The organism is Clostridium weizhouense, assembly GCF_019431045.1.
GTDB lineage: Bacteria > Bacillota > Clostridia > Clostridiales > Clostridiaceae > Clostridium > Clostridium weizhouense.
On the sequence record NZ_JAHXPT010000004.1, the window covers coordinates 204309 to 219542 of the forward strand.

Here is a 15234-nt window from a genome sequence, read left to right on the forward strand (position 1 = left end):
TGTCTAACTATATGTTTTTAATATTTACTTTTAAAAATCGAATCTATTTGAATTTAACGACCAGTATAACTCTTTCTATATTCAAATATATTACTAGAATGTGTTAAAAATATTTTGTTATACAGCAAACAAAAAAAACAGGTGTTATTAATAATTAAGAATATTAACAACACCTGTTTTTAAACATTATTTATTTATTATTAGAATTAAAAAGAGTTTGTCTAGCTATTTCAACAGCATCTTTATGAATACGTTGAGATAAATCTATACTTTGTATAGCTGATATATCTTTTGGAGCAACTTCTGTTTTTAATTTAAATGAATAGCTCTTTCCAGGTTCTAAAGTTTTACCATCATAAACAGTAGATATATCTACTGTAGTATAACCATCTTCATAACCAACTGATCCTGCAGTATATTCACCAGATTTTAAAGGGCCATCAGTACTTTTTATATAAATTTTAGGAGTTTTTATTGTTTTACCTGATTTCTCTACTCCTTTTAAAACTTCATCAGATTCTTCAAGTTTTTCATTATTGGTAATAGTTATTTTATAGCCACCACCAGTTCCCCAACCTTCAGCATATGGAGTAATATCTACTGTAACATCTAAATTATTATAAACAACATTATATTTAGGTAATTCAGAATCTCCATATAATTCATTCTTAGTACAATTAGTTAACTCATCACGCTTACTAGTTGAAGTAGGCGCATCTTGTGATGCCATCCATGCAATCATACCGCCTAAGTTGTTTTCTTTTACATATTTAACTTTTTCAGCTATAGATTTGCTATTATCATAAGTAAAAAATGCTCCACTATTTTCATCATATAAATATGGTGCTTTAGCAACATCATCCCAATACTCTTTCATTTCAGGATATTCGCTCTTTAATTTTGATAAACTTCTATAAGCCCATACTCCTCCTCTACGACCACCATCTCCTGTTTTTAAAGGAGCTTCATTCTTTGCGCCTCTTGTTTTTGTACCATCTGCATCTTTTGAAACTAATTCTGCTGTACCATATAATCCAGGATTCTTACTATCAGGACCGTTTGATACTTTTTCCCAACCACGAGTATAATAAGCAGCTCCAACAACTATTTTATCTGATTTAGCTCCTTTACTTAAAAGATAGTTAACACTTTCATCAATAGATAAACCTGAACCTTTAGTTGGATCATTTGGATTAGTATAAAGACCTGTTTGATGTCCACTAGTATCATCCCAAGCGCCTCTCATATCATAAGTCATTATATTTGCAAAATCAACTGTTTTAAATACTTCATTAATATCAATACCTAAATCTAATTTTTCCTTAGGTGCTGGAAGTGCTACAGATAATTCATAATTTTTACCTATTTTTTCGCCTTGTTCATTTAAAGCATTCTTTAAATCTTTTAATAAAATAACATAATTTTCTTTATCCTGAGTAGTAGAATTTCTTGTACCTTCATCCCTTTTATTATCTACATAATCAGGTTCTCTAACAAAACCTGGATATTCCCAATCTATATCAACAAAATCCATATTAGTGTATTTCAAAAACTTCATAATATTTTTAACAAACTTCCTTCTAGCAGAAGTATTAGCTGCAACTTTAGAAAAATCCCCTGATTTAGACCAACCTCCAATAGAAATTCCTATTTTTAAATTTGGATTTTCAGCTCTTAATTCTTGAAACGCATTTATTAATCCAGAATTCGGAGAATTCCATTGTACTTCTGGCATTCCAACTGGAGCGCCCAGTGCTGCTTCTCCATCTGTAAATTTTAAGCTTCCATCCTCATTAAAATCTAAAAAAGCAAAATTTAAGTGAGTTAATTGTTTAGCTGGTATATCTTTAGGATAAAAATTTTGTTGGCCACCCCATATAGACCAATCACCATAATACATTACATTACGTTTAATTTTGTTAATTTGAGTAGCAGCACTAACTTCATTTTTAGGAACAACTATTATTGTTGTTCCTAAAATTGTTGGCACCAACATAAGTGCAAAAAGTGATTTTTTTAATTTTCGTCTTAGCATTTAAATTCCCCCTTATTTTTAATTATATTTTAAAAAATTTATACATAAAAGTTAATTTTTTACTGTAAATTTCTTAATATTATTATAACATTTATTATTATGTTTACAACAAAAGCATAATAATAACTTATATTAAATTTAAAGATAAAGATAAAGTAACTTTTTTCTAAATTTAAAATTTATTTATTTTACTTGACTTGTGCACTAAATTGAGCAATTTTACCAACCGACTTTAAATCAATGTTTATTAAATATCAAATAATAAATTTTAGATATACTCTACTCAATCTTTTATATAAATTTGGTTTATTTTCAAATATAACAAGTTAAAATCTATTTAATTCTAAAATTTATGCTTAAAAATAATAGAATGTTGGCTTTTTGGGGAATATATATACAAATTACTACGCAAGTCTAGTTATTTATAAAAAAAATATTACTGTATTTGTTTATAATAAAGTATAAACAAATACAGTAATATCAAATATTAACAAATCTACAATGCATTTCTATCAATGAATTCAGCTTTAAGTTTAGAATAAACAATTTTTTGACTACTATAAAGACTATAATATCCTGATAACATATAACTAACTCCACAAGCAATTGCAAATAAAATTAATCCTTGTGCTCCAAAAAGCTCAATACTAAGTATTACAGAAGTAATTAAAGTATTAACTACTCCACAAAATAATGCTATTAATCCAATAGCGGCCCCAAATCCTGGATCAATACCAAGAAGTTTTCCTGCAAAACATCCAAATGTTGCCCCAATAAAAAATGTTGGTACAATTTCTCCACCTTTATAACCTACACTTATAGTAATAGCTGTAAAAATTATTTTTAAAATAAATGCTTCTGGTTTTGAATTTCCATTTATAGCATTTGTTATAACATCCATTCCAGCTCCATTATAATCTCTAGTGTGTATCACAAATGTAAGTATCACAATAACTAATCCACCTAAAAATACTCTGATATATGAATTTTTAATAAGATTTGATAAAAAAGTATTGGTTTTATGTAGTGATCGACAAAATATAATACTTACTAGTGCACATAACCCGCCTAAAATTGCAACCTTTATCATATTCTCTGGAGATATATTAGGTATAATTGCTAAATTAAATCGAACAGGTTCAATACCAAAAAATATTGAAACTTTATATGCACAAATAGATGAAACAATACATGGAATAAAAGCAGAATAGTGTATAATTCCTACACTAATAACCTCCATAGAAAAAAATGTGGCTGTTAATGGCGTACCAAATAATGCTGCAAACACTCCACTCATTCCACATAATGTTATTAAATGCATGTCCTTCTCATCTAATTTAAAAATTTTTCCCACTTGTGTTCCTATGCTTCCCCCTAATTGTAATGCAGCACCTTCCCTTCCGGCAGAACCTCCAAAAAGATGTGTAATAACAGTACTTATAAAAATTAGTGGTGCCATCACAAATGGAACTTTATCATCTGTACGAACAGATTTTATAACTAAATTTGTACCTATATTTTCACTCATTTTTAATAAATTATAAAGCCATATTATTATGATTCCTCCAAGTGGTAATATAAATATAACCCAATCATTTTTTACACGAAAAGTTGTAGCATATTCAACACTAATATGAAAGACACTACCTACAAGTCCTGCTAATAAACCAGTTATTCCTGCAATAATTACCCATTTTAAAAACGTTATTATGTACTTTCGAATTATTTTCATTTTCTCTATTATTCTTAATTTTTCTATTAATACTTCCATTTTCACCTCTCCACTTTATTATATACACATAAAAGACCATAAGATAATTCTTATGGCCTCTAAAGAAAATACGTATCAGTAAATTCTAGTAATTTCTGTTGTTATTTCTTTGTTGTTTTCTAGCTCTTCTACAATCAGGACATCTTACTGGTTCGTTATCAAATCCTTTTTCTTTGTAGAATTCTTGTTCTCCAACTGTGAAAACGAATTCCTTTCCACAATCTTTACATACTAATGTCTTATCTTCCATTCTAATTTCCTCCCTTTTCATAGATTATAACCCGATACTAGAACTAATCTCTGAAACAGAGGAAACTTATAGTACTGATTAAATCTTGAATTATCTTACTTATTTATGATATCACATTATAATTTATAATTCAATATAAATTAATTATTCTTCAAAAATTAATCCTTCTTGAATTTTGCCCTCTTTCATAGAAACTATCCTAGTTGATACATTCTTAGCAAAATCCATATCATGAGTTATTATAAGCATTCCCATTCCAGTGTTACTTAAACTCTTTATTAAATTCGCAACTTCACCTGTAAGTCCTGGATCTAAAGCTGATGTTGGCTCATCAAAACACATTATCTTAGGTTCTAATGCTAAAGCCCGTCCTATAGCAACTCTTTGCTTTTGTCCTCCTGATAATTCAAAAGGATAGTTATTTTTCTTATCTCCTAAACCTAAAAAGCCTAAAATTTCTTCTGCCTTCTTTATTGCTTGATTTTTACTTAATCCTAATACTCTTTGAGGTGCTTCTATTATATTTTCTAAAACACTCATATGCGGAAATAAATTAAAGCTTTGGAATACCAATCCAATATCTTTTCTTATTTCAGACATTGCTTTTTTATCAGCATATTTTCCATCTTTACATATATATTTTCCATCAATTTCTATACTTCCATTATCACAATGTTCTAATGTATTTATACATCTAAGTAATGTAGTTTTACCACCGCCTGAAGGACCAACAATAACTAAAATCTCACCTGCTGCAATCTTTAAGTCAATACCTTTTAATACTTCAGTATTTCCGAACTTCTTTCTAATTCCACTGACATTTAACATATTAATTGCTCCTTCCTATTTATAATACTCATATTTCTTTTCTATTTTTTCTAAAACTTTACTTAAAACTCCTATCACAATTAAGTAAACAACGCCTGCTAATATTAATGGTATTAATGTAACATCTCTATTAGATGCTATTTTAGCTACTTTTAATAATTCATCTAATCCTAAAATATATACTAAAGAAGTATCTTTAACCAAAGTAGTAATTTCATTTGCAACTGGAGGAATAACTCTTTTTATTGCTTGAGGTAATATTATTCTAAAAAATGTATCTTTTTGAGTAAGACCTAATACCTCTGCTCCCTCATATTGTCCTCTATCAATTGATATTATTCCTGCTCTAAATATTTCTCCAAAATAAGCAGTATAATTTAATACAAATGCTACAATAGCCGCTGTAAATCTATCAAATGTCATTCCTACAAATGGTTCTCCAAAATGTATTGTAACTAATGGTAACCCAAAATATATTATAACTATTTGTAATAACAGAGGAGTCCCTCTCATTACAAGTATATATGCTCCTACTATCTTTTTTAATATTAAAGATTTTGATGTCCTTGCTAAAGCAACTATAATTCCTAGTGGAATAGCTAATATTAATGTCAATGCAAAAACTTCTAATGTAACCTTTAGCCCCTCTAATATTTGAGGCATTAATGATAAAATGTAATTCAAGGTAACTCCTCCTTTTTATTTAACTATTATATCTTCTCCAAACCATTTCTTTGATACTTCTGAAGCACTACCATCATTTATTGCTTCATCAAGAGCTTTATTAAATTCATCTACAAATTTTGTATCACCTTTTCTAATTCCAACTGCATAAGTTTCCTTGCCAAAGTCATCATCTAAAACTTTATATTTATCTTGTCCTCTTTCTTTCATATAATATTTAGCTAAAATTTCATCAGCAACAACTGCATCTATTCTTCCTGCTTCTAAATCCATTAATGCATCATTATTTGTTTCAAAAGTAACAACATTTCCCCCATCAAATGTATTAATTATATCTCCATCCGCTTTTATTGCATCTACTGCACTTGATTGATTTTGAGCTCCAACTTTAGCTCCAGCTAAATCTGATTTTGTATTAATTTTAGAATTTGCTAACGTTATTATTACTTGTCTATTATTTAAATAAGCTTTTGAAAACTCTACTTTTTCTTTTCTTTCATCAGTGACTGAATACCCATTCCAAATTAAATCTATATTGCCATTTTTAAGTTCTGACTCTTTCATGCTCCAATCAATTGATTGAAATTTTATAGTCTTACCTAATTTTTCACTTACTTTTTTAGCAAGATCTATATCAAATCCTACTAATTCTCCACTCTCATTTTTAAATCCCATAGGTACAAAAGTATCATCAATCCCAATAACTAATTCATTTTTTTCAGCCATACTATTATTTTTATTATTCTGACATGCTGCCAGACTTATTCCAACTACAATAACACATGATGCTATACAAACCTTTTTTAAAATTTTATTTAATTTCATTCTTATATCCCCCTTAAACTCACTTTCTTTATTTAATACTTTATCATGATAAAGTAAGTAAGTCAACATTCTTTATTATAAATTTTTATAACAAAAAAGGACTCTATTATATTAAAATGTTCTTCATATAATAAAATCCTTTTTTATATTAATGATTTCCAAGTCTATTTAATGCTTTTTGTAAATTATCTACATGTGAATTAAAATCATCTTTTATATCGCTAACTTTAGTTTCATCAATAATACTATCATCCTTTTTTTCTTCAATCTTATCTTTAGCATCATCAGATTTATCTTTTAGCTCATCTAATTTATCTGTAATTTCTTCCATATTTTTCTTTATATCTTCACTTTTACCTTGTAAATCTGCTTCATTTAATTTATCAGTTAATTCATCAGCCTTATCTGTAAATTCTTTAATTATTCTTTCTTTATCTTCATCCATTTCATCTAATTTGTCAGCAATTTCTGCTGGCTTGTCTCTTAGCTTTTCCTCTAATTCTTGTATTTTATCAGAATCAAAAATATCATCTACCTTTTCTGAAGATGGTACTTCATCTTCATTTTGTTTTGTTACAAGTATATAATCATCTTGTAATTTACATCCTATCAAACTAAAACTTAAAATCATACACAGAAAAAAACATATTAAATTCTTATTTTTCATTTTTTCACCTCAAACAAGAAATTATTTCACATAAAAATATAAGCTTATGTATCATATTTTAATACTTTTTTAATAATACTTCAATATTTTTTTAGACTAATCAGTATTAAAATTTATTTTTCTTAATTAAACATATTCCTTCTATATTCTACATTTTTATTATAATTTCTTAAATATTTTAAATTTATTAGGTAATACTAAATTTAAAATTTAAAAGAAAAGGAGTAATTATTTATGTGGAAAAAAAGTTTTGGTGTTCTGCAAAAAATAGGAAAAGCATTAATGTTACCAGTAGCACTTTTACCAGCAGCTGGTATACTTCTTGCACTTGGAAATATGTTTCAAAATCCTGATTTTTTAGCTTTAGTGCCGTTTCTTGACTCTAGTGGTTTCCAATTATTTGCAACAGTAATTGAACGTTCTGGTGGTATTATTTTTGATAATTTACCTTTATTGTTTGCGGTTGGTGTTGCTGTTGGTTTAAGTGATGGTGATGGTGTTGCTGGACTTGCAGCTATAGTTGGATTCTTAATTATGAATGTAACAATGAGTAAAATGATTGGTGTTACGGTTGATAATTTAGGCGATCCAATGTATGCATCAGTTCTTGGTGTTCCAACATTACAAACTGGAGTATTTGGAGGTATAATTATAGGTGTTATAGCATCATCATTATATAAAAGGTTCTTTAATATAGAACTTCCTTCATACTTAGGATTCTTTGCTGGTAAAAGATTTGTACCTATAATAACTGCTGCATCAGCAGTGCTTTTAGGTATTCTTATGACATTTATTTGGCCACCTATTCAAAATGCTTTATTTACTTTTTCAAGAAGTATGATAGATACTAATAAAACCGTTGCTGCATTTGTATTTGGTGTTATTGAAAGAGCATTAATACCATTTGGATTACATCATATTTGGTATAATCCATTTTGGTATCAGTTTGGAGAATATGTTGATAAAGCTGGAAACTTAGTTTTAGGCGATCAAAAAATATTCTTTGCTCAACTTAAAGATGCAGTACCTTTTACTGCGGGTACATTTATGACTGGTAAATTTCCTTTCATGATGTTTGGTTTACCTGCTGCTGCACTTGCAATGTATCATGAAGCTAAATCCGAGAAAAAAGCTTTAGTTTCTGGTATATTATTTTCTGGAGCATTAACAAGCTTTTTAACAGGTATTACTGAACCAATCGAATTTACATTTTTATTTATAGCACCAGCCTTATTTGGAATCCACTGTATTTTTGCTGGTCTTTCATTTATGATAATGCAAATACTTAATGTAAAAATTGGTTTAACATTTTCAGGTGGTATTATAGACTTTATATTATTTGGAGTTGTACCAAACAGGACTAAATGGTGGTTAGCTATAGTAGTAGGATTATGTTTCTCAGTAATCTACTATTTTGGCTTTAGATTCTTTATTAGAAAATTTGATTTAAAAACACCTGGTAGAGAAGAAGATGAAGTAGGAATTGTAGATAGTACTCCTGGTTCTAGAAAACAAGGTGCCGCTTTAGCTAATAGTATTATCAAAGCTTTAGGTGGAAAAGAAAATCTAGATAATCTTGATGCTTGTATTACAAGACTTAGAGTAATTGTTAAAAATAAAGATAAAGTTGATAAAAATAAACTTAAAGAATTAGGTGCTGCTGGAGTAATGGAGGTTGGAAATAATATTCAAGCAATATTTGGTCCAAAATCTGATAATATTAAAAACCAAATGAAAGATATTATCTCTGGTAATTTAACTGTAGATGAAGATGATTCTACTGACATAATTGTTGATGAAAAACCTAGTTCTAGTTCAATAAATTCTAGTATTATTTGTCCTATTGAAGGAGAAGTTATAGAATTATCAAAAGTTCCAGATGAAGTATTTTCTCAAAAAATGATGGGAGACGGTTTTGCCATAGTTCCTGAAGGTAATGTTGTTTACTCTCCTGTAGATGGTGAAATAGCAACCTTATTCCCAACTAAGCATGCCATTGGATTAATTAGCAATGATGGAGTCGAAATTTTAATTCATGTCGGAATGGATACTGTAAGTTTAAAAGGAGAAGGCTTTAAATCTTTTGTAAATCAAGGTGATAAAGTAAAAGCTGGAGATAAATTACTTGAAGTTGATTTTAATTCAATTAAAAATAAAGTTCCATCGCTGATAACACCTATAGTATTTACAAACTTACAAGACAATGCTGATCTTAAAGTTAACTATGGAAAACATAAATCTAGAGATAGAAATGTTGCAACTGTAAAACAATAGTTTATTAATCTTATAAAATAAACTAGTCTGTGTTATATTTAATTTCATAATCTAACACAGACTTTATTTTTATATTTTCTAAAATAAGATTAGGTGTATTAAACATAAATTTAATACACCTAATTTTGATTAACTAATTTTTATTTTTTTACAACATCTTTTAATGTATCAGCTATAGCTGCTAAGCTACCTAATGATGATAATGTTTCATTAGGTAATATAAGTTTATTAGCTGGATTTGTAGCCATTTCTTTAAGAGCCTCAACTTGTTTTATAGCGATAACTCTTTCATCTGTTCCTGATTCAATAATAGCTGTATTTACTTTTCTTATAGCTTCTGATTCAGCAATTGCTATTTGTTCTATAGCTTTTGCCTTACCTTCTGCTTCTAATAATTGAGATTCCTTTAATCCTTCTGCTCTTCTAATGTTAGCTTGTTTTTCTGCTTCTGCTCTAAGTATTTGAGATTGCTTTTCACCTTCTGCTTTTTCAATTTGTGATTGTCTAAGACCTTCTGCTTGAAGAATCATTGCTCTCTTATCTCTCTCAGCTTTCATTTGTTTTTCCATAGCTTGTTGAATTTCTGCTGGTGGAACTATATTTTTAATTTCTACTGAAAGTATCTTTATACCATATGCATCTGTAACCTCATCAATAATACTTAATAAGTCTTGATTTATTCTATCTCTTCCTGATAATACTTCATCTAAAGTCATATTACCTACTATGTTTCTCATATTAGTTGTAGATGAATAAACTATACCTGATCTATAATCTTCAATATTATATACAGCATCCTTTGCATTTAACACTTTATAAAATATAACATTATCAACTGAAATTTTAACATTATCCTTAGTAATAACTGATTGCGGTGGCACATCTAATATTTGTTGTTTTGTTGAAATCTTTTTTCTAGTAAAATCAACAAAAGGAATAAGAAAATGCCATCCTGGTTCTAGTATTCTGCTAAACTGACCAAATCTTTCTACAACACATAAGTATCCAGTATTTACGATTTTGATTGAAGCAAAAATTGTAAGTATTATAAATATTAATATTATTGGTAAAATAATAATCATTATTTTTTACCCCCTTCTATTTTTTTAATTTTTAATTTTGTTCCTTGAATTCCTGTAATGCAAAATTTTTCTCCAGCATTTATTGAATCACCTAAATTTATTACTGTCCAATAAATTCCTCCTACCTTTATAATTCCTTTTTCATGAATTTCTTCTTCTGCTAACTGTTCTTTCCCTATATAGGTTTCTTCCATAAGAGGTATTTTATGTGCAGAGTTTTTATATTTCTTTTTTATTAAAGGATATCCAATTGATGTTGCAATAATACTTACAACTAAAAATATTACTACTTGAACTAAAAAAGATGCATCTAAAGTTGCTGCAATAATAGCCGTTATTGCTCCTATTGAAAACCATACAAATAAAAAACTACTAGTAAAAACATCTACTAAAAATGCAGAAATTCCTAATATAATCCAAAACATTAGACTAGTCATTATAATCCCCCCTCTTTATATTAGTTTTCTAATATTTCATTTATCAGTATATCATCAATTTCAATATTATCCAACTAAATCATTAATTTAATCTTATTATACAGTATTTAAAACCTTTTTACAATATATTTTTTATCTTTTTATCAGTTATATCATTTGTCTATTAAATATATTCTAATTGATTTTAGATTATATTTAAAATATTATGGTTATATATAACAAATATTATTGGTTATAATAAAAATAATACTAGAAATTGGAGTTGATATAATATGGATTTTATTAAAGTTGCATCTGCATGTCCAAAAACTAAAGTTGGAGACGTGGATTATAACATTTATAATATTTTAAAATGTATAGACGATGCTAAACAACAAAATAGTAAATTTATAGTTTTTCCTGAACTTTGTATAACATCATATACATGTGGTGATTTATTTTTACAGGATTACCTTTTGAATAAATCAATACATGGAATACAACAAATATTAAGTGCAACTGAAGATTGTGATATGTTAATAGCAGTGGGATCTCCTTTATTAATTGATAGCATTTTATATAATTGCGCATTTTTATTATTTAAAGGAAAGATTCTAGGAATAGTTCCAAAATCATACATACCTAACTATAGTGAATTTTATGAAAAAAGGTGGTTTACTGAAGGTATTGGTATAGAAACTCATGAAATAGACCTTCAATTTCAAAAAAATATTCCTTTTGGAACAAATCTTATTTTTTCTTCAAACATAGCAAATTTTGGTGTTGAAATTTGTGAAGACTTATGGGTTACAATTCCACCTAGTTCATATTTATCACTTATGGGTGCAAATATAATTGGAAATTTATCTGCCTCTAATGAATTAGTAAGTAAGATGGACTACAGAAAAAATCTTATATTAAATCAAAGTGCTAGAGGCATATGTAGCTATATTTACTCCTCTGCTGGAGTTCATGAATCTTCTACTGATTTATTATTTAGTGGACATTTATTAATATCTGAAAATGGTTCTTTATTAAAAGAAAATCAAAGATTTCAGCGAGAAAATGAAGTTATATATTCTTGGATAGATATTTTTAAACTAAAAGCTGAAAGAATGAAAAATCTTAGCTTTAGAGATGCATCTAAGTTTACTGGTAAGAAACCTTGCCTTATTAAATTTAAATTTAGTAATGCTAGTATAAATAGCTTTGATAGATTTATAGCTAAACATCCATTTGTACCATCTTCTAAACAAGAAAGAGAAAATAGATGTAAAGAAATTTTTAACATTCAAAGTTCTGCTTTAGCAAAAAGACTTGAACATACTGGTTTAAAAAAAGCTGTTATTGGAATTTCTGGAGGACTCGATTCAACGCTTGCACTTCTTGTAGTAGTTAAAACATTTGAACTTCTTAATTTGGATAAAAATAATATAATTACTATAACAATGCCTGGATTTGGTACTACTGATAGAACTTATAACAATGCATTAACTCTTTGCAAAGAATTAGGATGTGATTTGAGAGAAATAAATATCGTAGATGCATCACTTCAACATTTTAAAGATATTGGTCATGATAAAAATATACATGATGTTACTTATGAAAATGTTCAAGCAAGAGAAAGAACTCAAATTTTAATGGATTTAGCAAATAAAGAAAGTGGACTTTTAATAGGTACAGGAGATTTATCTGAACTTGCACTAGGTTGGTGCACTTACAATGGAGATCACATGTCTATGTATTCAGTAAATCCTTCTATTCCTAAAACTTTAGTAAGATATTTAGTAAAATATGTTGCTGAAAAAGAATCTAAGGGTGAAGTTGCTTATACACTTATGGATATATTAGACACTCCTGTTAGTCCAGAATTATTACCAAAAGATTCAAATGGTGAAATTGCTCAAAAAACAGAAGATATAGTTGGACCTTATGAACTTCATGATTTCTTCTTATATCATTTTATAAAACATGGTTCATCAAAAGATAGAATATTATTCTTAGCCACAGAAGCTTTTAAAAATGATTATACAAATTCAGAAATAGAAAAATGGCTTAATAAATTTATGTGGAGATTCTTTACACAACAATTTAAAAGAAGTGCTTTACCTGATGGCCCTAAAGTTGGTAGTATTTCTCTAAGTCCTAGAGGTGATTGGAGAATGCCTTCTGATGCAGCACCTTGGAAATAGCATGTTATCATTTTATCATTCTATTTTTACTTATTTTAATAATTTAGTAATATAATTACACTTCTCATAACAAATTGTAGATTTTTTCTTTAAGTAGTGCTACAATATATCATATTAAATAAAGGTGATTTTAAGCCTATTAGATATGGAGGAATTAACATGGGGAAAAAAATTGATATTGATTGGAACAAACTAGGATTTAATTATATAAAAACAGATTTCAGATATGTCTCAGTTTGGAAAGATGGTAAATGGGATAATGGTAAACTTACTGAAGATAATATGCTTCATATGAGTGAAGCTTCTACTGTTCTTCACTATGGTCAAAGTTGTTTTGAAGGACTTAAGGCATATACAACAAAAGAAGGTAAAATTCAATTATTTAGACCAGATAGAAATTCTGCTCGTATGAATGATAGTTGCAAAAAGCTTCTTATGCCTGAAATTCCTGAAGAAAAATTTATTGATGCCGTTATGCAGGTTGTAAAAGCTAATAAAGATTATGTACCACCATACGGTAGTGGTGCTTCTTTATATATAAGACCTGTTATGATGGGAGTTGGTGATAATATAGGCGTAAAACCTGCTCCAGAATACATATTTACAGTATTCTGTATGCCAGTTGGTCCTTATTTTAAAGATGGTTTAACCCCTTGTAATTTCATTGTTTCAGATGAATATGATAGGGCTGCTCCTCATGGTACAGGAGGACAAAAAGTAGGTGGTAATTATGCTGCTTCTTTACAAGCACATGCTGAAGCTGTAGAAAAAGGATTTACTGATTGTATATATCTAGATCCTGCAACTCATACTAAAATTGAAGAAGTTGGTGCAGCAAATTTCTTTGGAATAACTAAAAATAATGAATTTGTTACTCCAAAATCTCCATCTATATTACCAAGTATAACTAAATATTCACTTCTTCATATTGCAGAACATTACCTAGATATGCCTGTATATGAAAAAGAAGTAGCAATTAATGAATTAGATCAATTTAAAGAAGCTGGCGCATGTGGTACTGCTGCTGTAATTACTCCTATAGGAGGTATTCAATACAAAGATAATTTACATGTATTTTTCAGTGAAACTGAAGTTGGCCCAATAGTTCGTAAATTATATGATCTACTTTGCGGTATTCAAGTTGGTGATGTTGAAGCTCCTGAAGGTTGGATATACGAAGTAAAATAATTTTATTAAAATAAATTATACTTAAAACGTAACTGTTATAAAACAAATATTTATAAATTTTTTATAAATAAAAACCATACATATATGGAAGTTTATTTTCCTATTTATGCATGGTTTTTGTTCTTGTGTATAGATTTTATCAAACAAGTAGACTTTAGTATGCTTAAAATACAAAGGAGTGATATAAAAATTTCTATATCACTCCTTTGTTAATCTATTCTTTATCTGCTTTTATTTGTCCTTTAATATATTAAATATATCCTCCATCTGCTCTTATTATTTGTCCTGTAATATATGAAGAATCATCACTACATAAAAATGTTACAATCTTACCAATTTCACTAGCCCTTCCAAATCTCCCCATGGGAATTTCTTCTTCTAAAGACTTCCTCTCATCTTCTCCTAAAAATGAATTCATCTTTGTATCTATAACACCAGGAGCAACTCCGTTAACTCTTATATTTGAAGGTGCCATTTCTTTTGCAAGAGACTTCGTAAATAAATTTATTGCCCCTTTAGTAGATGAATATAAAACTTCACATGATGCTCCAACTTCTCCCCACATAGATGAAATATTAACTATATTTCCGCCCCCATTTGAAACCATATAAGGAAGTACATGCTTACTCATATATATAGTACCTAAAAGATTTGTATTTATAATTCCATTTATCTCTTCTTCACTTGAATCCATAAATAATCCAATAATACTCTTAGCTGCATTATTCACTAAAATATCTATTTTTCCTAATGTATTTATGGTGAATTCTATTATTTTTTTACTTGATTCATAAGATGATATATCTTCCTTACATAAAACAGCATATCCTCCAATACTTTTTATATGATTCAATGTTTCTTGTGCCCCTTCATCATCTTTAGAATAATTTATAACTATATTAGCTCCCTCTTTAGCTAACTCTATAGCAATATCTCTTCCTATTCCCCTTGAAGCACCAGTAACAATTGCTACTTTTCCTAATAGTCTTCCCAATTTTCCTCTTCTCCTTTTCATTATATCT

The 15234-nt window shown here is 28.2% G+C and carries 13 protein-coding genes; 3 read left to right on the plus strand and 10 right to left on the minus strand.

Annotated features, from left to right (window positions below; translation table 11 throughout):
* Window positions 1-190: 190 nt before the first annotated feature.
* The 7 genes from KYD98_RS07185 to KYD98_RS07215 all read right to left on the minus strand — a co-directional run bounded on the left by KYD98_RS07185 (window position 191) and on the right by KYD98_RS07215 (window position 7060).
* Window positions 191-2035 (minus strand): glycoside hydrolase family 18 protein, encoded by a 1845-nt coding sequence (locus KYD98_RS07185; RefSeq protein WP_219778930.1) that lies wholly within the window; start codon window positions 2033-2035, stop codon window positions 191-193.
* 496 nt (window positions 2036-2531) lie between these two features.
* On the minus strand, window positions 2532-3806 hold the full coding sequence (locus KYD98_RS07190; RefSeq protein WP_219778931.1) for a chloride channel protein: 1275 nt from the start codon (window positions 3804-3806) through the stop codon (window positions 2532-2534).
* Window positions 3807-3891: 85 nt separating this feature from the next.
* On the minus strand, window positions 3892-4056 hold the full coding sequence (locus KYD98_RS07195) for a zinc-ribbon domain-containing protein (protein WP_219778932.1): 165 nt from the start codon (window positions 4054-4056) through the stop codon (window positions 3892-3894).
* 144 nt (window positions 4057-4200) lie between these two features.
* A complete protein-coding gene (locus KYD98_RS07200; protein WP_219778933.1) occupies window positions 4201-4884 on the minus strand; it encodes an amino acid ABC transporter ATP-binding protein in 684 nt (227 codons plus the stop codon).
* 15 nt (window positions 4885-4899) lie between these two features.
* Window positions 4900-5568 carry an amino acid ABC transporter permease gene (locus KYD98_RS07205; RefSeq protein ID WP_219778934.1) on the minus strand — a complete coding sequence of 223 codons (669 nt, stop codon included), beginning with the start codon at window positions 5566-5568 and terminating at the stop codon, window positions 4900-4902.
* Window positions 5569-5583: 15 nt separating this feature from the next.
* Complete coding sequence (locus KYD98_RS07210) at window positions 5584-6393, minus strand: amino acid ABC transporter substrate-binding protein (RefSeq protein ID WP_219778935.1); 810 nt, start codon at window positions 6391-6393, stop codon at window positions 5584-5586.
* Window positions 6394-6541: 148 nt separating this feature from the next.
* Window positions 6542-7060, minus strand: a complete 519-nt coding sequence (locus KYD98_RS07215; RefSeq protein WP_219778936.1) for a hypothetical protein — start codon at window positions 7058-7060, stop codon at window positions 6542-6544.
* Window positions 7061-7294: 234 nt separating this feature from the next.
* On the opposite strand from KYD98_RS07215, the gene ptsG reads away from it, so the two are divergent.
* A complete protein-coding gene (gene ptsG, locus KYD98_RS07220) occupies window positions 7295-9334 on the plus strand; it encodes a glucose-specific PTS transporter subunit IIBC (protein WP_219778937.1) in 2040 nt (679 codons plus the stop codon).
* A 140-nt stretch (window positions 9335-9474) separates the two neighbouring features.
* Here ptsG and KYD98_RS07225 read toward each other — a convergent pair whose 3' ends face one another.
* Both KYD98_RS07225 and KYD98_RS07230 read right to left on the minus strand, forming a co-directional pair.
* Window positions 9475-10416, minus strand: coding sequence for an SPFH domain-containing protein (locus KYD98_RS07225; protein WP_219778938.1), 942 nt, complete (start codon window positions 10414-10416; stop codon window positions 9475-9477).
* Window positions 10416-10853 (minus strand): NfeD family protein, encoded by a 438-nt coding sequence (locus KYD98_RS07230; RefSeq protein WP_219778939.1) that lies wholly within the window; start codon window positions 10851-10853, stop codon window positions 10416-10418. Before KYD98_RS07230 ends, KYD98_RS07225 begins: the two co-directional genes overlap by 1 nt.
* A gap of 272 nt (window positions 10854-11125) precedes the next feature.
* Between KYD98_RS07230 and KYD98_RS07235 the strand changes: the two genes are divergently transcribed.
* Both KYD98_RS07235 and KYD98_RS07240 read left to right on the plus strand, forming a co-directional pair.
* Window positions 11126-13024 carry an NAD(+) synthase gene (locus tag KYD98_RS07235; protein ID WP_219778940.1) on the plus strand — a complete coding sequence of 633 codons (1899 nt, stop codon included), beginning with the start codon at window positions 11126-11128 and terminating at the stop codon, window positions 13022-13024.
* Window positions 13025-13183: 159 nt separating this feature from the next.
* Window positions 13184-14212: a branched-chain amino acid aminotransferase gene (locus tag KYD98_RS07240; RefSeq protein ID WP_219778941.1), complete on the plus strand. Its 1029-nt coding sequence runs from the start codon at window positions 13184-13186 to the stop codon at window positions 14210-14212.
* A gap of 250 nt (window positions 14213-14462) precedes the next feature.
* On the opposite strand, the gene ymfI is transcribed toward KYD98_RS07240, so the two are convergent.
* Window positions 14463-15206, minus strand: a complete 744-nt coding sequence (gene ymfI / locus KYD98_RS07245; protein ID WP_219778942.1) for an elongation factor P 5-aminopentanone reductase — start codon at window positions 15204-15206, stop codon at window positions 14463-14465.
* Window positions 15207-15234 lie beyond the last annotated feature (28 nt).

Excerpts from the sequence above, each read along its gene's own strand:
- KYD98_RS07185 (WP_219778930.1), bottom strand. The coding sequence starts at position 2,035 with ATGCTAAGACGAAAATTAAAAAAATCACTTTTTGCACTTATGTTGGTG.
- KYD98_RS07190 (WP_219778931.1), bottom strand. The coding sequence starts at position 3,806 with ATGGAAGTATTAATAGAAAAATTAAGAATAATAGAGAAAATGAAAATA.
- KYD98_RS07195 (WP_219778932.1), bottom strand. The coding sequence starts at position 4,056 with ATGGAAGATAAGACATTAGTATGTAAAGATTGTGGAAAGGAATTCGTT.
- KYD98_RS07200 (WP_219778933.1), bottom strand. The coding sequence starts at position 4,884 with ATGTTAAATGTCAGTGGAATTAGAAAGAAGTTCGGAAATACTGAAGTA.
- KYD98_RS07210 (WP_219778935.1), bottom strand. The coding sequence starts at position 6,393 with ATGAAATTAAATAAAATTTTAAAAAAGGTTTGTATAGCATCATGTGTT.
- KYD98_RS07215 (WP_219778936.1), bottom strand. The coding sequence starts at position 7,060 with ATGAAAAATAAGAATTTAATATGTTTTTTTCTGTGTATGATTTTAAGT.
- ptsG (WP_219778937.1), top strand. The coding sequence starts at position 7,295 with ATGTGGAAAAAAAGTTTTGGTGTTCTGCAAAAAATAGGAAAAGCATTA.
- KYD98_RS07225 (WP_219778938.1), bottom strand. The coding sequence starts at position 10,416 with ATGATTATTATTTTACCAATAATATTAATATTTATAATACTTACAATT.
- KYD98_RS07230 (WP_219778939.1), bottom strand. The coding sequence starts at position 10,853 with ATGACTAGTCTAATGTTTTGGATTATATTAGGAATTTCTGCATTTTTA.
- KYD98_RS07235 (WP_219778940.1), top strand. The coding sequence starts at position 11,126 with ATGGATTTTATTAAAGTTGCATCTGCATGTCCAAAAACTAAAGTTGGA.
- KYD98_RS07240 (WP_219778941.1), top strand. The coding sequence starts at position 13,184 with ATGGGGAAAAAAATTGATATTGATTGGAACAAACTAGGATTTAATTAT.